Source organism: Blastococcus sp. SYSU DS0533 (assembly GCF_054050775.1).
Genome location: NZ_JBJGZZ010000004.1, coordinates 218,564 through 235,729, shown reverse-complemented (window position 1 = coordinate 235,729; position 17,166 = coordinate 218,564). Strand labels below are relative to the sequence as shown.

Here is a 17,166-nt window from a genome sequence, read left to right as displayed (position 1 = left end):
TTTCGTTGGGGTTACAGAGAAATTCCGGCGGGTCATCTTGCGCGCCGCCCCCCTGTGACCGCAAGCACACCCGCGCACCGTTGCCGGACCGTGATGTGGAGCCCCCTCGTACGAGGGTCGTGGCACCCTTGGCCCACTCGGTTACCGACCGGTAACTTGTAGCCCGCCGCCCTGCCGGGCCGGCTACGAGACCTGCGGAGGTTCTGCGTCTTCCACTGAGCGGCGGCCACGCTCGCTGCGTGAGGTCGTCTTCGTCGACGGCGTGCGCACCCCCTTCGGCAAGGCCGGCCCGAAGGGCATCTACGCCGAGACGCGCGCCGACGACCTCGTCGTCCGCGTCATCCGCGAGCTGCTGCGCCGGAACCCGGCACTGCCGGCCGATCGCGTCGACGAGGTGGCCATCGCCGCCACCACCCAGATCGGCGACCAGGGCCTCACCCTCGGCCGGACCGCCGCCCTGCTGGCCGGCCTGCCGAAGTCGGTCCCCGGCTACTCGATCGACCGGATGTGCGCCGGTGCCATGACCGCGGTGACCACGACCGCCAGCGGGATCGCCTTCGGCGCCTACGACGTCGCCATCGCCGGCGGCGTCGAGCACATGGGCCGCCACCCGATGGGCGAGGGCGTGGACCCCAACCCGCACATCGTCAGCGAGAAGCTGGTCGATCCGTCGGCCCTGGTCATGGGCTCGACGGCGGAGAACCTGCACGACCGCTTCCCGCACCTCACCAAGGAGCGCGCCGACGCGTTCGCGCTGGCCAGCCAGCAGAAGTTCGCGAAGGCCCTGGCCAACGGGAAGATCGGGCCCGAGCTGGTCCCCGTCGCCACCCGCTCCGCCGAGCACGGCTGGGGGGTGGCGACCGTGGACGAACCGCCTCGGCCGCAGACGACCCTCGAGGGGCTGTCCACCCTCAAGACGCCGTTCCGCCCGCACGGCCACGTGACCGCCGGGAACGCGGCCGGGCTCAACGACGGCGCCACCGGCTGCCTGCTGGCCGCCGAGGACGTCGCCCAGGAGCTCGGCCTGGACATCGGCATGCGGCTGGTCGGCTACGGCTTCGTCGGGGTCGAGCCCGAGGTCATGGGTGTGGGCCCGGTCCCCTCGACCGAGCGCGCCCTCGCCCGAACCGGCCTGACCATCGAGGACATCGGCCTGTTCGAGCTGAACGAGGCCTTCGCCGTCCAGGTGCTGGCCTTCCTCGACCACTTCGGCATCGCCGACGACGACGAGCGCGTCAACCCGTGGGGCGGCGCCATCGCCGTCGGCCACCCGCTGGCCTCCTCCGGCGTCCGCCTGATGACCCAGCTGTCCCGCCAGTTCGCCGAGCGGCCCGACGTCCGGTACGGCCTCACCGCCATGTGCGTGGGCCTGGGCATGGGCGCCACCGTGATCTGGGAGAACCCGAACTGGGAGGGGTTCCAGGAGTGACCACCGCCGTCTTCGAGAACGAGGTCGTGACCGCCGCCAAGGTGCGGTTCCTGACCTACCCGGGCCTGGTCGGCGAGATCGCGCTGATCACGCTCGACAACGGCCACGACCACACCCGGCCGTCCACGTTCGGCCCCGGCGGCTTGGCGTCGCTGGACGCCGCCCTGGACGAGGTCGCGGCGCACAGCCCGGCCCCGGCGGCCATCGCCGTCACCGGCAAGCCGTTCATCTTCGCCGTGGGCGCCGACCTCTCCGGCGTCCCGTCGGTGACCGACGCCGCGGTGGCGCGGGAGATCGCCGGAACCGGCCACCGGGTGTTCCGGCGGCTCAAGGACTCGACGGTCCCCACCTTCGCGTTCGTCAACGGCGTCGCGCTGGGCGGTGGCCTGGAGCTGGCGCTGCACTGCCACTACCGGACCATCAGCGCCGGTGCGGCGGTCGGCTTCCCCGAGGTGTTCCTCGGCCTGGTGCCCGGCTGGGGCGGCACGCAGCTGCTGCCGAACCTGATCGGCATCGACCCCGCCGTCACCGTGGTAGTCGAGAACGCCCTCGCGCAGAACAAGATGACGCCCGCCCCGAAGGCCGCGGAGCTGGGCATCGCCGACGCGCTCTTCGAGCCGGCCGACTTCCTCGAGCGCTCCCTCGAGTGGGCCGTCGGCGTGCTCGACGGATCCGTAGCGGTCTCCCGCCCGGAGATCGACCGGTCGGCCTGGGACGGCGCCATCGAGCGGGCGAGGGCGGTCGTCGCCGGCCGCACCCGCGACGCCTCCCCCGGCGCCGTCCGGTCGGTCGAGCTGCTCGACCTGGCCCGGGCCGGGGTCGAGGACGAGGCGTTCACCGCCGGCACGGCCGCGGAGGACGACGCGCTCACCGAGCTGCTGATGAGCGACACGCTCCGGGCGTCGCTCTACTCCTTCGACCTGGTGAACAGGCGGGCCAAGCGCCCCGCCGGGGCGCCCGACAGGTCGCTGGCCCGCAAGGTGACCAAGGTCGGCGTCGTCGGCGCCGGGCTCATGGCCTCGCAGCTGGCGATGCTGTTCGTGCGGCAGCTGAAGGTGCCGGTCGTGCTGACCGACATCGACCAGGCGCGCGTGGACAAGGGCGTGGCCTACGTGCACGGCGAGCTGGACGAGCTGGCCCAGCGCGGGCGGCTGAACGCCGACGAGCTCAACCAGCTCAAGGGCCTGGTCACCGGCTCGCTGTCCAAGGACGCATTCGCCGACGCCGACCTCGTCATCGAGGCCGTCTTCGAGGAGATGTCGGTCAAGCAGCAGGTGTTCGCCGAGGTCGAGGCGGTCGTCTCGCCCGAGTGCGTGCTGGCCACCAACACCTCGGCGCTGTCGGTGACCGAGATGGCCGCGAAGCTCGAGCACCCCGAGCGCGTGGTCGGGCTGCACTTCTTCAACCCGGTCGCCGTCCTCCCGCTGCTGGAGGTCGTGCGCGCCGAGCAGACCGACGACGCGACGCTGGCGACCGCCTTCGCCGTCGGCAAGTCGCTGAGGAAGTCCTGCGTGCTGGTCGCGGACGCCCCGGCGTTCGTGGTCAACCGGCTGCTCACCCGCTTCCTGGGTGAGGTCACCGCGGCCGTGGAGCAGGGCACGCCGGTGGAGGTCGCGGAGCGCGCGCTCGACCCGCTCGGCCTGCCGATGACTCCCTTCGAGCTGCTCTCGCTCGTCGGTCCGGCGGTCGCGCTGCACGTGGCCGAGCGGATGCACGAGGCGTTCCCCGACCGGTTCGCCGTCGGCGAGGGGCTCAAGCGGATCGTCGAGCTGGGCAAGACGGGCGTGTTCGTCGAGCCGGGCGTCGTGGACCCCGAACTGGCCGACGCCTTCACCGGCGACGAGCCGCTCACCGAGGAGCAGGTGCGCGCCCGCGCCCTGGGAGCGGTCGCGCAGGAGATCCGGCTGATGCTGGAGGAGGGCGTCGTGCAGGCGGTGCAGGACATCGACCTCTGCATGATCCTCGGCGCCGGATGGCCGTTCTGGCTGGGCGGCATGTCCGCCTACCTGGACCGCACCGGGGTCTCGCAGCGGGTCACCGGTTCGCGGTTCCTGCCGAAGGGCGTGGCCTCCCTCCCCGCCTGACCTCCGCCGGGATCAGGTGACCTGATCGTGGTGCGTCCTCCCTCGCGGTGCGCGGTGAGGGAGGATGCGCCACGGTGAGGGAGGACGACGGCGCGTGGTCGGTCGCTCCACCACCCCGGGCCCGACCACCGCCCGACACCCGAGCGGGCTGCACGGCGACCACTCAGGTCGCCGCGGTCGGCCTTCCCCGGCGCACGACGCCGGAGGATCTTGACCCGCCCTCGACCCCCCTGCCAGGTTCGGCGTCCGGACCGGGCCGTGCTCACGGCCCGGAACTCTCCACTGGGGCAGGGGGAACGATGAGGCGTCTCGTGTGTGCAGCGGCGACCGCCGGCCTGGCGGTATCGACGCTCGTGATCAGTCCGGCCGTCGCTGCGCCGATGGCTGGCCCCGCCGATGCTTCGCGGCTGGCTCCGGTGCCGGTCGCGCGGCACCTGGACAACCCGCGGCAGCTGGACCTGACCAGTGACGGCGTCCTGGTCATCGCGGAGTCCGGGACCGGCGGCGACGACTGCGCCGACCTGGGCGGGGAGACCGTCTGCGTGGGCACGACCGGGGCGGTCAGCATCGTGCGGCACCCGGCGAGGGCCCAGGGGGTCACCGCGGAGCGCGTGGTGACCGGCCTGCTGTCCGAGGCCGGCCCGTCGGGTATCGGCGCCACCGGGAACGACGCCGCCAGCGCCCGCACCCTGGGCCGGATCTACGTCGCCAAGGACGTCGACGTCCCGGAGGGGATCACCGGGCTGCCGGAGGAGCAGGAGGGCAAGCTGCTGCGCGCGGCGGCGGGCCGGCCGGCCGCCGTCGTCGCCGACATCCGCGCCTTCGAGGCGGCGAACGACCCCGACGGCCAGGGTGTCGAGTCGAACCCGTACGCGGTGCTGGACGTCGGCGACAAGGTGCTCGTCGCCGACGCCGCCGGCAACGACATCCTCGCCGTCGACAGCCGCGGCCGGATCAGCGTGTTCGCCGTCCTGCCGACCATCAGCGGCGGCGCCTGCGACACCCGGGCCAACCAGGGCGGCTTCTTCTGCGACCCGGTGCCGACGGCGCTCAGCTTGAGCCGTGACGGGGACGTCATCGTGGGCGGCCTCGGGTCGCTGGTCCCCGGTGCCGGGCGGGTGTGGGAGCTCGACCGCCGGACCGGGGCGATCCAGCAGACGTGGACCGGCTTCACCGGCGTGACCGGTGCGGCGCAGGACCAGGCGGGCAATCTGTACGTCAGCGAGCTGTTCGGCGGCGCCGACGGGGCAGGTCAGCTGGTGATGGTCCCGAAGAACGGCGCACGGGCCATGCTGCCCGTTCCCTCACCGGCGGGCGTGGTCGTCGACCAGCGCGGCAACGTCTACGTGGCGGCGCACTCGCTGTCCCCCGGCGCCGGCACCGGTGCGCCGGACAGCGACGGCCAGGTCTGGCGGCTGACCAAGCGGTCGTTCTGACGCGCTGACGGACGAGGCCGCGACCTCGCAACGCAGCAGCCCACCTCGCCGCGTACCGCGGGGTGGGCTGCTGCCGGGCCAGGAGAGGGGCCGGAGCGACGGCTCAGCGGAACTTGGCGGTCAGGCTGTCCATCGTGCGGTTCACCGACGCGACCTTGACGTGCGAGAGCCCGGCGTCGGCCCCCGCGTCGAGCATCGCCTCGTGCGCGGCACGCAGCGTGGCCCACACCTCGTCGGCCTCGCCCTCGAGCGTGGTGCCCAGGGCACCGACCTCGTAGCGCAGCCCGGAGGACTGGATGACGGCGATCGCCGCCTCCACGTGGGCGTGGGGGTCGTCCGCCCTGCCGGGCGGCGAGGGCGCCACCTGGATCTCGGCGATGACCGTGCCGCCTCGTCGTCGACCACCAGCAGGCTCGTCCCGGGGTGCAGCCTCTCGGGTCGCGCTCATGCCCGGTCCTCGACGGCCGCCTCGGCGACGACGTCCCCGGCGCGCTCGGTCAGCCGGGCGGTCCACTCCGCGATCCGCCGGGCGACGTCCTGCTCGGTCAGCCCCGCGTCGGCGAGGACCTGCCCGCGGCTGCCGTGCTCGAAGAAGCGCTGCGGCAGGCCGAGCGTGCGCACGGGGACCTCGACGTCGCGGTCCTGCAGCGCCTGGGAGAGCGTGGTGCCCACTCCCCCGGCGCGGCCGCCGTCCTCCACGGTGACGATCAGCCGGTGCCCGGCGGCCAGCTCGACCAGCTCGGCGGAGACGGGGAGCACCCAGCGCGGGTCGACGACGGTGACCTCGATGCCGTGGTCGGCGGCCCGCTCGGCGACGGCCTGGCACATCGGGACCATCGACCCGACGGCGACCAGCAGCACCTCCGGCCGGCCGCCCCGGCGCAGCACGTCCACCGGCCCGCGCCGCTCCACCGCCGGGATGTCCGGCGGGAGCGAGCCCTTGGGGAACCGCACCACCGACGGCCCGTCGGTGATGTCGACCGCCTCGCGCAGCGCCTCTCGCAGGGTCGCCTCGTCGCGCGGCGCGGCGAGGGCGAGGCCGGGCACCACCGAGAGGATCGACATGTCCCACATGCCGTTGTGCGAGGCGCCGTCGTCCCCGGTCACCCCGGCCCGGTCGAGCACCACCGTCACCGGCTGCCGGTGCAGGGCGACGTCCATGAGCAGCTGGTCGAACGCCCGGTTGAGGAAGGTCGAGTAGACGGCGACGACCGGGTGCAGCCCCGCCATCGCCAGGCCGGCGGCCGAGGTGAGCGCGTGCTGCTCGGCGATGCCGACGTCGAAGGTGCGCTCGGGGAACCGCTCGGCGAAGGGCGCGAGGCCGGTGGGGTGCAGCATCGCGGCGGTGATGGCGACCACGTCGGGGCGCTCGGCACCGACCCGCACCAGCTCGTCGGCGAAGGCGTCGGTCCAGGCGAGGCCGGTCTTGCGGACGCTGGCGCCGCTGTCGGGGTCGAAGACACCCGTCGCGTGCCAGGCGTCGATCTGGTCGGTCTCGGCCGGCGGGTAGCCGAAACCCTTGGTGGTGACGGCGTGCACGATGACCGGACCGCCGAAGGAGCGGGCCCGGCGGAGCGCCGACTCCACGGCCCGGATGTCGTGGCCGTCGACCGGGCCGACGTACTTCAGGCCGAGGTCCTCGAACATGCCCTGCGGCGAGAGGACGTCCTTGAGGCCCTTCTTGATCGCGTGCAGCGCGTCGTAGAGGGCCGAGCCGACGACGGGCGCGCGGTGCAGCGCCTGGCGCACCTGCAGCAGCGCGTTCTCGTAGCCAGGGCGCAGCCGCAGGGTGGCCAGCGCGTCGGCCACGCCACCGATCGTCGGCGAGTAGGAGCGGCCGTTGTCGTTGACGACGATGACGACCGGGCGGTCCTGGGCGGCGGCGATGTTGTTCAGGGCCTCCCACGCCATGCCACCGGTCAGCGCGCCGTCACCGATGACGGCGACGACGGGGCGGGAGTCCCCGCGGATCGCGAAGGCCTTGGCCAGCCCGTCGGCGTAGGACAGCGAGGTGGAGGCGTGGCTGTTCTCGACCCAGTCGTGCTCGCTCTCGGTGCGGCTCGGGTAGCCCGACAGGCCCCCGCGCTGGCGCAGCCGCTCGAAGCCGTCGACCCGGCCGGTCAGCATCTTGTGCACGTAGGACTGGTGGCCGGTGTCGAAGACGATCGGCTCGCGGGGGGAGTCGAACACCCGGTGCAGGGCGATGGTCAGCTCGACGCAGCCCAGGTTCGGCCCGAGGTGACCCCCGGTCCGGGCGACGCTGGTGACCAGGGCGTCACGGATCTCCGCGGCGAGGGCGGGCAGCGCTTCGGACTCGAGGGCCCTGACGTCTTCCGGGCCCTGCAGCGTTCGCAGGAGCGGCACGGTGCGGCGGTGTCCTCTCGGTCGGGCGGCGCCGGAGAGCAGCCGCCGATCCACTGTAGCTGCGGTTTCCCGGCACTTCCGGTCGAGCGGGCGGTGCGGGTGCAGCTCACAGCGCCTCTGCTCGCTCCCGCGGGCGCTCCGCTCCTCGCTCGGCCCTCGCTGCGCTGCTCACGCCCCTGCCCGCTCACAGCCGCGGCACCCAGCGCTCCCCCCTCAGCGCCCCGCCGACGACCTCGACGCCGCGGGCCGCGGCGGACAGCCGGGCGCCCTCGCGCTCGTAGGCGACCATCGCGGCCTCGATCGCCTCCGGCGGGAGCTGGTCGGCCAGCTCGACCCGCAGGGTGCGCCAGCCCGCGCGGGCGGCCTCCAGACCGGCGGACACGTGGTCACCGGCGAACCGGGCGAGCAGCGCGGGGTACCGGCGGAGCACCTCGTGGGCGCGGTAGTCCGGTGGCACGAGGTCGAACAGCCAGGCGACCGCGGTGCGCTCCCAGTCAGGGGCGCCCGGCGGGCGCACCTCCTCCGGCCAGCCCGGCGGCAGCGACGTCTCCACCGGACCATTCTGCCCCACCGGTCGAACAGGCGTTCGACGGCGGGGCGTGTCGGGTCAGGACGACTGGCGCTTGAGCCAGAACTGCTCGAAGCCCCAGGTCCCGGCGCCGCTGGAGTGGTAGCTGACCAGCTCCCACCCCTCGGCACCGAGCTTGTTGAGCACCGAGCTGGTGTCGCCCTGCTGACGTTCGAGCTGACCGCCGGGGAGCTTGACGCTCACGCCGGCCCGCTGCGACTCCGCGTCGTTGGCGGTGATGACCGAGGCGTATTCCCACGTGGGCACCCCATGACCGTATCGAGGCGGGCCGCCGGGTGAGCAGCCGGGCAGGTGCGGCGGGCCACCGAGGTCACCCGGCCACACCCGCCACCCCGCTCAGAGAGCGACGCCGTCCTCGACCTCGAGGCCCAGGGCCAGCGCGGCACCTGCGGCGACGAACCACCACCCCAGCGCCAGGAGCTTGCGGGCCACCGCCACGTGCGGGTGGGCGGCGCCGGTCGTGCTCTGCATCGCATCTCCCCTCGTCACCCGGCGGACGCTACGCAGGAGGCGGGACGGGAGGCCGACGGGTGTGACTCCTGCGACGGGAGTGGTCGTCCGACGCCGAACCGCCACCTGGCGGCGGCCGGGACCGGGGCGTCGTCAGGCGGGTACGAGCAGCGCGACGCACTCCATGTGCGCGGTCATGGGGAAGGCGTCGAAGCCGCGCAGCGCGGCGAGCCGGTACCCGGCGGCGGCGAACGCGGCGACGTCCCGGCCCAGCGCCGCGGGGTCGCAGGCCACGTAGACGACGGCCCGTGCACCGCTCCCGGCCAGCAGGCGGCTCACCGCCGTCCCCGCACCGGCGCGCGGCGGGTCGAGGACGACGACGTCCGGCCCGGAGCCCAGCTCGGCGAGCAGCTCGGCCAGCCCGCCCGCGTCCACCTCGCCCTGCCAGACCTCTGCCTGCGGCAGGTCGGCGAGGTTGGCGTCCGCGGCCTCGCAGGCGCCGGGGTCGGCCTCCACGCAGACGACCCGGCCCCGGGCGCCCACCGCGGGCGCCAGCGCGCCGCCGAACAGCCCCGCCCCGGCGTAGAGGTCGAGCACCGTCTCCCCGGCGGCCGCGGCGGCGAAGCCGGAGACGGCCTCCACGAGCGCGTCGGCCGCGGCGGGGTGCACCTGCCAGAAGCCGGTGCCCTCCACCTCCCAGTCCCGGCCGCCGGCGCGGCGCTCCGCACGCCCGGCGGGCTCGGCGGGAAGCGCCTCCCCCGCGCGGCGGACCTCGGCGCCGCGGGGCCGGCCGCGACGGTCCAGCGGGGCGGTCGTCACCGCGCCGGTCGAGTCGATGGACACGTCGACGGCGCCCGCGCCGGGCCAGCGCCGCCCGAGCACCGCCCGCGCCGCAGGCTCGACCGTGATGGGGCAGTCGTCGAGCACCACGACGTCGTGCGAGCGGTGCCGCCGCAGGCCGGGGGCCCCGCTGCCGTCGACGGCGAAGCGGGCCCGGGAGCGCCAGCGCAGCGGACCGCCGGGCAGCTCCTCGACGGCGAGCCCGGCGAGCACCGGGTCCTCGGCGTCCAGGCCACCGAGGCGCACCAGCTGCTCGCGGACCACCGCGGTCTTGAGCCGGCGCTGCTCGGCCGGGTCGACGTGCTGCCAGTCGCACCCGCCGCACCTGCCCGGGCCACTGTAGGGGCAGGGCCGGTCGACCCGCGCGGGAGCGGCCTCCAGCACCTCGATCGCGTCGGCCCGGCAGAAACCCGGGTGCCGGTCCTCGGTGACGCGGACCCGCACGCGCTCGCCGGGGAGCGTGTGCCGGACGAAGACCACACGGCCCTCGTGCCGTGCGACGCAGTGCCCCCCGTGCGCGACCGGCCCGACGGTCACCTCGAACTCCCGCCCCACCCATCCGAGGCCCTTGTCAGGTGACGTGCTGGTACGTGACGTGCTGGAACGGCCCCGGCGCAGGGGCCCGCGCCGAGCGTGCGAGGCGTGGGGGGCGCCGGGGTCCTTACCCATAGGGCGTCACGTCGACCTCGTCGTCGGTGAACCCGCGCCGCAGGTCACCCGGGGCGGGCCCGCCGCGGCGGCCGTCGTCGTCCGCGCCGACCGAGCTCTCCAGCTGCCACGGCACGGTCGTGATCATCACCCCGGGCTGGAACTGCAGCCGGGCGCGCAGGCGCAGCGCGCTCTGGTTGTGCAGCACGTTCTCCCACCAGTGCCCCACAACGTACTGCGGCACGAAGACCACCACCAGCTCGCGGGGGCTGTCCCGCCGGATGCCCTTCACGTAGTCGAGCACCGGACGGGTGATCTCCCGGTACGGCGACTCGAGCACGGTGAGCGGGACGGGGATGTCGTAGCGCTGCCAGTCGGCCTGCAGCGCGCGGGTCTCGCCGTCGTCGACGTTCACCGTGAGCGCGGTCAGCGCGTCCGGGCGGGTCGCCCGCGCGAAGCTCAGCGCGCGCAGCGTCGGCTTGTGCACCTTCGACACGAGGACGACGGCGTGCACCTTGCTCGGCAGGGTGCGGGCGTCGGTGTCGGGCTCGAGCTGCTCCGACACGTGGCAGTAGTGCCGGTTGATGCCCTTCATCAGCGCGATGAGGACGGGCATGGCCAGCAGCACGAGCCACGCGCCGTGGGTGAACTTGGTGATCACGATGATCACCAGGACCACGCCGGTGAGGGTGCCGCCGACGGCGTTGATCGCCTGCGAGCGGCGGATCCGGGCGCGCGTCCCCGGATCGGTGACGCTGCGCAGCTCGCGGTTCCAGTGCCGCACCATGCCGGTCTGCCCCAGGGTGAAGCTGGTGAAGACGCCGACGATGTACATCTGGATGAGCCGGTTGACGTCGGCGTCGAAGGCGAAGATGAGCAGCCCGGCGAAGCCGGCGAGCAGCAGGATCCCGTTGCTGTAGACCAGCTTGTCACCCCGGGTGTGCAGCTGCCGCGGCATGAACCGGTCCTGGGCGAGCACGTTGCCCAGCAGCGGGAACCCGTTGAACGCCGTGTTGGCCGCCAGGACCAGGACCAGCGCCGTGGCGGCCTGGACGTAGAAGAAGCCGAACGAGGTGTCGCCCCCGAAGGTCGCCGCGGCCAACTGGGCGATGACGGTGCGCTGCGGGTCGGTCTCGCAGTCGCCGGGGAACCCGACCAGGTCGCAGGTGTGCTCGACGTACTTCACGCCGGCGAGCAGCGCCAGCGCGGTGACGCCGGCGAACATCGTGGCCGCGACGCCGCCCATCAGCGCGAGGGTGGTCGCCGCGTTCCGGCTCTTGGGCGGGCGGAAGGCGGGGACGCCGTTGGCGATCGCCTCGACCCCGGTGAGCGCCGTGCAGCCGGAGGCGAAGGCGCGCAGCGCGAAGAAGATCAGGGCCAGCCCGGTGACCTCCTCGTAGCCGGGCTCGGGCAGCACGGACCACGCGGAGCTCTCCGCGACGAGGCCGCCCCCGGTGACGAAGTACTTCAGCAGGCCGGTGACGACCATGACCAGGATGCCGGTGATGAAGAGGTAGGTCGGCGCCGCGAAGGTGCGGCCCGACTCCCGCACGCCGCGCAGGTTCACCGCGGCCAGGAGCGCCACCAGTCCCAGGGCGATGAGGACGCGGTGCTCGTTGAGCTCGGGGAAGGCCGAGATGATGTTGTCGGTCCCCGCCGACACCGACACCGCGACGGTGAGGACGTAGTCGACGAGCAACGCGCTCGCCACCGTCACGCCGGCCCACTGCCCGTGGTTCCTGAAGGCGACCTCGTAGTCGCCGCCGCCGGACGGGTACGCCCGCACCACCTGCCGGTAGGAGAGCACCACCGTCGTGAGCAGCACCACGACGCCGATCGCGATCCAGGGGGCGAAGAACAGGAACGCCGTCCCGGCCAGGGTGAGGACGATCAGGATCTCCTGCGTGGCGTAGGCCACGGAGGAGAGCGGGTCGCTGGCGAAGATCGGCAGCGCGAGCCGCTTGGGGAGCAGCGACTCCCCTGCCCGGTCGCTGCGCACGGGTCGGCCGAGGACGAGGCGTTTCGGTAGTTGTCCGAGGTCGGACAGGCTTGGCACGGCGCGATGGTACGGACGCGCGGCGCCCCGGCGGGCGTGACTCGGCCCACCCGTCCCCTCCGGGGGATACGGGCGTCCTGAGCCCTGGCGGGCCGTCGGCGGGTGTAGCTTCGCGGCCGGTGATGCGCGGGCGGACGGCGCCGGCGCCACCGGGATCTGCGGGAGTGACGCGTGCACGTGGTCGTGATGGGCTGCGGCCGTGTGGGCTCGGCCATCGCCCGGCGCCTGGAGCAGATCGGGCACAGCGTGGCCGTGATCGACCAGGACCCCGAGGCCTTCCGCCGGCTGGGGCCGGACTTCGCCGGACGCCAGATCAAGGGCCTGGGTTTCGACCGGCAGGTGCTGCTGGACGCCGGCATCGACTCCGCGGGCGCCTTCGCCGCGGTGAGCAGCGGCGACAACTCCAACATCATCTCGGCCCGGGTGGCGCGGGAGACCTTCGGCGTGCAGCACGTCGTGGCCCGCATCTACGACTCCAAGCGGGCCGAGGTCTACGAGCGCATGGGCATCCCCAGCGTCGCCACGGTGCCGTGGACGGTGAACCGGCTGCTGCGCGAGCTCCTCTCGGTCAAGGTCAGCGAGCTGTGGCGCGATCCCACCGGGAAGGTGCTGCTGGTCCGCGTGACCGTCACCGAGGCCTGGGTGGGCCGCAAGCTGGCCGCCCTGGAGGCGGCCACCGGGGCGCGGGCGGCCTGGCTGACCCGCTTCGGCGAGGCCCAGCTGCCCACGCCGACCACGGTCCTGCAGGACGGCGACCAGCTGGTCGTCGCCGTCACCGACGAGCTGACGGCGCGGGTGCACGAGGTCGTCGAGCGCGGCCCTCAGGAGGGTGGGCACTGATGCGCGTCGCCATCGTGGGAGCCGGTGCGGTCGGCCGCTCCATCGCCGGGGAGCTGCTCGAGAACGGCCACACGGTCATGCTCCTGGAGAAGGACGGCCGCAAGGTGCGCACCCGCTCGGTGCCGGGCGCGGAGTGGGTGCAGGCCGACGCGTGCGAGGTCTCCTCCCTGGAGGAGGCGCAGCTGGCCACCTGCGACGTCGTCGTGGCCGCCACCGGTGACGACAAGGCCAACCTCGTCGTGTCGCTGCTGGCCAAGACCGAGTTCGCGGTGAACCGCGTGGTCGCCCGGGTCAAGGACCCCCGCAACGAGTGGCTCTACACCGAGGCCTGGGGCGTCGACGTCGCCGTCTCCACCCCCCGGGTCCTCGCCGCCCTGGTCGAGGAGGCGGTGACCGTGGGCGACGTCGTCCGGCTCATGAGCTTCCGCAAGGGCGCCGCCAACCTGGTGGAGATCACCCTGGGCGACGACACCCCCTGGGTCGGCCGCGCGCTGCGCGAGGTGCCGCTCCCCCGCGAGACGGTGCTCACGACGATCCTCCGCGGCGACCGGGTGATCACCCCGTCGCCCGACGAGCCGCTGGAGTCCGGCGACGAACTGCTCTTCGTGTCCCACGGCGACACCGAGGAGGAGCTGCAGTACGTCTTCGCCCCGGAGGGCCCCGGTCGGATCGGCGCGTGAAGAAGGACGCCCTCGCCCCCCACCGCTCGCAGGCTCGCGGCGGGCCCCTGCAAGGGGGCCACGCACTCAGGCCTCCGGCGGACCGGGGGCGCGGTGCCGGTGCAGGCGGGCCACCACCCACAGGGTGATCACCAGCACGACGGCGGTGAGCGGCAGGCCGAGCACGACCGAGGCGGTGCCCAGCAGCTCGACCTCGTCGGCGCGGTAGAGCACCCACTGCACGCCGGCGCGCAGGAAGAACGAGGCGGCCCACAGCGCGGTGAGCCACGAGTAGGCGCGCAGCAGCCGGGGCTCGCGGCGCCAGTGCAGCTGCGGCGCGGCGGACGGGTCGGGGCTCACCGGCGTGCTCACCACCGGCTCGGCGCCCCGGGCGGCCCGCCGGGCCCACGGCATGGAGTGGGCGGCCATCGACCCCAGGTGGCTCGGGGCCAGGAACTCGGCGACGACGCCGACGAGGGGCCACCGGAACGGGATGGACCCCAGGAGGACGACCCCGACGACGAGGCTGCGCACGATCCCGAGCACGAAGAAGTCGCGGGCCTCGCCGGTGTTGGCGGCGATCGCCACCGCGATGCCGACCCCGATCAGCCCGCTCACCGCCTGCTGGACGCTCTGCCGACGGGCCAGCCGCAGGGTGAAGACCACGACGGCCGCGACCACCGCCGCCCAGATCCCGGTGCGCAACCCGGCGAGGCCGTTGGCCACGATGAACGCCACGGTGGGCAGCGTCGCGTCGACCATGCCCCGCCAGCCGCCGAGCTGGGCCAGCAGCTGCTCGCGGTCGAACACCGAGGTGGACCCGGTGTCGGAACCGGGCTCGCCGTCGTCCGGCCGGCCGGCTGCGGTCACCCTCGTCCCCCTCGTTCGCTCCCGGTCCTGCGCGTGGCGGCTGCCTGCCGCCGTGCGACGGTCAGCCGGCGTTCAGCTCGTACCAGGGGTTGTAGATGACCTGCCGGCCGTCGAAGGCGGCGAACCGCCCGCGTGCGGTCAGCGAACGGCCGGGCTCGATGCCCGGGATGCGCCGCCGGCCCAGCCAGACCAGGGTCACCGACCCCGACCCGTCGAACAGCTCGGCCTCCAGCGTGGGCACCGTCTCGCGCGGGGTGTAGACGACCGACTTCAGGCGGCCGGTGACGGTGACCACCGCGCCCTTGCGGCAGGCGCTGACCGGTTCGCAGCCGGCGTTCGCCGACCCCGCCCGGAGCTCCTGGGCGTCGATGGTCTGGTCGTCGGCGGTGAGTCGCTGCAACGTGCGCGACCACCAGCCCGCCGATCGGGTCTCCGTCACGGGACCAGCGTAGTTCGCCGAGTTGCACACGGGGACGCGCACCGGTGTTCCCTGCGTCGCGTCGTCAGGCGGGGGGGCCGGCCGACGGCCGGCGCGTGGCCGCCCCCGGAGGGGGCTGCTGGGCAGCCAGCTGCGCGGCGGCCTGCGGGGGCAGGGCGAGCGGGAGCGGCTCGCGCACCGGCATGGGCTCGGGCCCGCGGACGACGACGATGCCGCGGAACGCCGCCTCCAGCGCCGCCGCCTCCGCCTCTCCACCGGCGGCGGCGGAGCCGCTGAGCAGGCCGCGCAGGAACCAGCGCGGCCCGTCGACGCCGAGGAAGCGGGCCGGCCGCCGCGTCGCGGGCGGGGTCGGCTGCCCGGGCTGCGGCGGCACGGTCGCGACGACGGTTCCGGCCAGCTCGAGGCCGAAGGGGCCTTCCACCTCGCGCAGGGACGCGCCCTGACCCGACGCGCTGCGCGCCAGCTCGGCCCGGACGTCGTCCCAGATGCCGGCCGCCCGGGGCGCGGCGAAGGCCGCGACCTGCAACAGCGAGTTGCCGTGCCGCAGGGTCGCGCCGATCACCTTCTGCTGCTGGTTCAGCTCCACCCGCAGGTCCATCCCGGGGAGCGCGGGCAGCCGGATGGCGCCCAGGTCGATGCGCGCCAGCCCGTCCTGGGGGGCGTCGGCCTCGTCCCAGGGACCGGTGGTCTCCTCGACCTCCCGGATCCGGTGCTGCGGCTCCGGGGGGACGCCCCGCTCGCGCAAGCTGCGGTCGATGCGGTTGCGCCGCCGTCCGAACGGCATCTCAGTTCCGCCCCTCGAGTGCTCGTGCGTCGGAGGACCCGGGCGTCGCGGCCCCGTGCCCGCCGGTGGACCCGTGGCCGGCCTCGCCACGGGCGCTGGCCGGGAGGTCGCGCACCGGGAGGAACCGGGCGCGGACGACGGGCTGCACCACCAGCTGCGCGATGCGGTCACCGCGGGAGAGCCGCAGCGGCGTCTCCGGGTCCAGGTTGATGAGGTTGACCATGATCTCCCCGCGGTAGCCCGCGTCGATGGTCCCGGGCGCGTTGACCATGCTCAGCCCGAGCCGGTGGGCCAGCCCCGAGCGCGGGTGCACGAAACCGGCGTAGCCCTCGGGGATCGCCACCGCGACACCGGTACCCACCAGCCTGCGCTCGAAAGGAGCCAGTTCGACGTCTTCCGCCGCGGTCAGGTCGGCACCCGCGTCACCGGCCAGGGCGTAGCGCGGGACGACCCCGTCGGCCGCGGCGAGCCGGACGGGCACATCCAGCTCGGTCGAGGGATCAGGCACGCCGGCGACCCTATAAGGACCTCCCTGCCCCCCACCGCCCGCGGGCTCGCGGCGGGCCCCTGCGGGGAGGCCGTTCCCTGCCCTCACCGGCCGCGGGTGAGGCCCTCGACGGGGCCGGGGGCCGATCAGGCCGGCGGGTTCCGCAGGTCGTCGCGGATCCGGCGCGCCAGCGCCTCGGTCGCGCGGCGGTTGCCGCGGCCGGAGAGGGCGGCGCCGACCAGGAACGGTGTCGCCGCCGGCAGCGCCCCGGCCAGCCGGCGGGTCACCCGCCGGCGGAGGGCGCGCACCCCCGCGGCACCCAGGACCGCGCCCAGCCCGGCACCGCCGCGGTCCCGCACGGCGCGCTGCTCCGACCACGCGCCCAGGTAGGCCTGGGCGCGCGCGGCGGCGTCACCCGGCGCGCGCCGGCCGTGCAGCTCGTGCAGCTCCCCGATGAGCACCACCTCCACGGCCGCCACCAGCACCGTCTCCGCGCCCAGCTCCAGCGGGACGGCCAGCAGGGACGGCGGGGCGAACCAGTGGGCGGCCGAGAGCCCGCCCGTGGCCGCCCCGATCCCGGAGGTGACGCGGGCGGCGCGCTGGACGAGCACCTCGGCGATCTCGTCGTCGGGCAGGCCGGGGTGGGCGGCACGCAACCGCTCACGGTCGCGGATCGGCAGCCAGGGCGCAGCCGTCGCCAGCAGGTCACCGAGCAGCGCCCCGGGGGCCCGCCCGTCGCCACCGGTCGCCGCCGCGCCGGGCGGGGCCGGTGACGGCTGCCCACCACCGCCGCCGATCGCGTTGGCGACCGCCCCGGCGACGGCGCCGACGACGTCGCGCAGGCCCCCGCCCGCGGACCGGTCCCCGCCGCCGGTCAGCCCCGCCACGGCGTCGGCGACCGCCCGTCCGGCACGCGCGAGCGGGCTTTCCTCGGGCATCGCCGGGGTGTCCTGCTGCACGACCGGGCGCGGCGGTGGGACGTCACGGGGTGCGCCGGTGCGCGAGCCCTCGGTCATCCGTCGTCCCCTTCACGGTCAGGCGCTGGAACGGCCCTCACAAAGGTGCCGGAACGGCCCCCTTGCTTGGACCCGCCGCGAGCGTGGCGACGGGCTGGAACAGCACCCTTGCAAGGACCCGCCGCGAGCGTGGCGACGGGCTGGAACAGCCCCCTTGCAAGGACCCGCCGCGAGC

General features: G+C 74.6%; 17 protein-coding genes. 5 read left to right on the top strand and 12 right to left on the bottom strand.

From position 1 onward, the window contains the following. Positions 1-235: 235 nt before the first annotated feature. The 3 genes from ACI79W_RS07625 (at position 236) to ACI79W_RS07615 (ending at position 4,949) form a co-directional block, all read left to right on the top strand. Positions 236-1,429 (top strand): thiolase family protein, encoded by a 1,194-nt coding sequence (locus ACI79W_RS07625; protein ID WP_456561531.1) that lies wholly within the window; start codon positions 236-238, stop codon positions 1,427-1,429. Then, entirely contained in the window at positions 1,426-3,513 is a 2,088-nt protein-coding gene (locus ACI79W_RS07620) for a 3-hydroxyacyl-CoA dehydrogenase NAD-binding domain-containing protein (protein ID WP_456561473.1), read from the top strand. The genes ACI79W_RS07625 and ACI79W_RS07620 overlap by 4 nt, the downstream gene beginning before the upstream one ends. A 380-nt stretch (positions 3,514-3,893) precedes the next feature. Beyond that, positions 3,894-4,949 carry a ScyD/ScyE family protein gene (locus ACI79W_RS07615; RefSeq protein WP_456561472.1) on the top strand — a complete coding sequence of 352 codons (1,056 nt, stop codon included), beginning with the start codon at positions 3,894-3,896 and terminating at the stop codon, positions 4,947-4,949. Between the two features lie 103 nt (positions 4,950-5,052). On the opposite strand, the gene ACI79W_RS07610 is transcribed toward ACI79W_RS07615, so the two are convergent. From ACI79W_RS07610 to ACI79W_RS07580, 7 genes are all read right to left on the bottom strand, one after another. Beyond that, complete coding sequence (locus tag ACI79W_RS07610; protein ID WP_456561471.1) at positions 5,053-5,397, bottom strand: thiamine-binding protein; 345 nt, start codon at positions 5,395-5,397, stop codon at positions 5,053-5,055. Further along, positions 5,394-7,313, bottom strand: a complete 1,920-nt coding sequence (dxs, locus tag ACI79W_RS07605) for a 1-deoxy-D-xylulose-5-phosphate synthase (protein ID WP_456561470.1) — start codon at positions 7,311-7,313, stop codon at positions 5,394-5,396. Before dxs ends, ACI79W_RS07610 begins: the two co-directional genes overlap by 4 nt. 184 nt (positions 7,314-7,497) lie before the next feature. Continuing rightward, the gene (locus ACI79W_RS07600) at positions 7,498-7,866 is read right to left on the bottom strand and encodes a hypothetical protein (protein ID WP_456561469.1); all 369 of its coding nucleotides are present in this window, start codon (positions 7,864-7,866) and stop codon (positions 7,498-7,500) included. Positions 7,867-7,920: 54 nt separating this feature from the next. Further along, positions 7,921-8,148, bottom strand: a complete 228-nt coding sequence (locus ACI79W_RS07595; RefSeq protein WP_236825064.1) for a DUF4177 domain-containing protein — start codon at positions 8,146-8,148, stop codon at positions 7,921-7,923. Between the two features lie 90 nt (positions 8,149-8,238). Then, the gene (locus ACI79W_RS07590) at positions 8,239-8,373 is read right to left on the bottom strand and encodes a hypothetical protein (RefSeq protein ID WP_456561468.1); all 135 of its coding nucleotides are present in this window, start codon (positions 8,371-8,373) and stop codon (positions 8,239-8,241) included. A 132-nt stretch (positions 8,374-8,505) separates the two neighbouring features. Continuing rightward, the gene (locus tag ACI79W_RS07585; protein WP_456561467.1) at positions 8,506-9,861 is read right to left on the bottom strand and encodes a class I SAM-dependent RNA methyltransferase; all 1,356 of its coding nucleotides are present in this window, start codon (positions 9,859-9,861) and stop codon (positions 8,506-8,508) included. Then, positions 9,854-11,839 (bottom strand): APC family permease, encoded by a 1,986-nt coding sequence (locus ACI79W_RS07580; RefSeq protein ID WP_456561466.1) that lies wholly within the window; start codon positions 11,837-11,839, stop codon positions 9,854-9,856. Before ACI79W_RS07580 ends, ACI79W_RS07585 begins: the two co-directional genes overlap by 8 nt. Before the next feature lie 228 nt (positions 11,840-12,067). On the opposite strand from ACI79W_RS07580, the gene ACI79W_RS07575 reads away from it, so the two are divergent. Both ACI79W_RS07575 and ACI79W_RS07570 read left to right on the top strand, forming a co-directional pair. Next, positions 12,068-12,736, top strand: coding sequence for a potassium channel family protein (locus ACI79W_RS07575; RefSeq protein ID WP_456561465.1), 669 nt, complete (start codon positions 12,068-12,070; stop codon positions 12,734-12,736). Continuing rightward, positions 12,736-13,416 carry a potassium channel family protein gene (locus tag ACI79W_RS07570; RefSeq protein ID WP_456561464.1) on the top strand — a complete coding sequence of 227 codons (681 nt, stop codon included), beginning with the start codon at positions 12,736-12,738 and terminating at the stop codon, positions 13,414-13,416. Before ACI79W_RS07575 ends, ACI79W_RS07570 begins: the two co-directional genes overlap by 1 nt. 66 nt (positions 13,417-13,482) lie before the next feature. Here the strand turns inward: ACI79W_RS07570 and ACI79W_RS07565 are convergent, their stop codons facing one another. The 5 genes from ACI79W_RS07565 to ACI79W_RS07545 all read right to left on the bottom strand — a co-directional run bounded on the left by ACI79W_RS07565 (position 13,483) and on the right by ACI79W_RS07545 (position 16,991). Further along, positions 13,483-14,265, bottom strand: coding sequence for a DUF3159 domain-containing protein (locus ACI79W_RS07565; RefSeq protein ID WP_456561463.1), 783 nt, complete (start codon positions 14,263-14,265; stop codon positions 13,483-13,485). Positions 14,266-14,326: 61 nt separating this feature from the next. After that, the gene (locus tag ACI79W_RS07560) at positions 14,327-14,704 is read right to left on the bottom strand and encodes an OB-fold nucleic acid binding domain-containing protein (RefSeq protein ID WP_456561462.1); all 378 of its coding nucleotides are present in this window, start codon (positions 14,702-14,704) and stop codon (positions 14,327-14,329) included. Between the two features lie 64 nt (positions 14,705-14,768). Further along, positions 14,769-15,488 (bottom strand): DUF3710 domain-containing protein, encoded by a 720-nt coding sequence (locus tag ACI79W_RS07555; RefSeq protein ID WP_456561461.1) that lies wholly within the window; start codon positions 15,486-15,488, stop codon positions 14,769-14,771. A gap of 1 nt (position 15,489) precedes the next feature. Beyond that, complete coding sequence (gene dut, locus ACI79W_RS07550; RefSeq protein WP_456561460.1) at positions 15,490-15,996, bottom strand: dUTP diphosphatase; 507 nt, start codon at positions 15,994-15,996, stop codon at positions 15,490-15,492. 125 nt (positions 15,997-16,121) lie between these two features. Further along, the gene (locus ACI79W_RS07545) at positions 16,122-16,991 is read right to left on the bottom strand and encodes a hypothetical protein (protein ID WP_456561459.1); all 870 of its coding nucleotides are present in this window, start codon (positions 16,989-16,991) and stop codon (positions 16,122-16,124) included. Between the last annotated feature and the right edge of the window lie 175 nt (positions 16,992-17,166).

Coding starts and splice junctions, on each gene's coding strand:
- ACI79W_RS07615 (WP_456561472.1), top strand. CDS start 3,894: ATGGCTGGCCCCGCCGATGCTTCGCGGCTGGCTCCGGTGCCGGTCGCG.
- ACI79W_RS07610 (WP_456561471.1), bottom strand. CDS start 5,397: ATGAGCGCGACCCGAGAGGCTGCACCCCGGGACGAGCCTGCTGGTGGT.
- ACI79W_RS07590 (WP_456561468.1), bottom strand. CDS start 8,373: ATGCAGAGCACGACCGGCGCCGCCCACCCGCACGTGGCGGTGGCCCGC.
- ACI79W_RS07585 (WP_456561467.1), bottom strand. CDS start 9,861: ATGGGTAAGGACCCCGGCGCCCCCCACGCCTCGCACGCTCGGCGCGGG.
- ACI79W_RS07570 (WP_456561464.1), top strand. CDS start 12,736: ATGCGCGTCGCCATCGTGGGAGCCGGTGCGGTCGGCCGCTCCATCGCC.
- ACI79W_RS07555 (WP_456561461.1), bottom strand. CDS start 15,488: ATGCCGTTCGGACGGCGGCGCAACCGCATCGACCGCAGCTTGCGCGAG.
- ACI79W_RS07545 (WP_456561459.1), bottom strand. CDS start 16,991: ATGACCGAGGGCTCGCGCACCGGCGCACCCCGTGACGTCCCACCGCCG.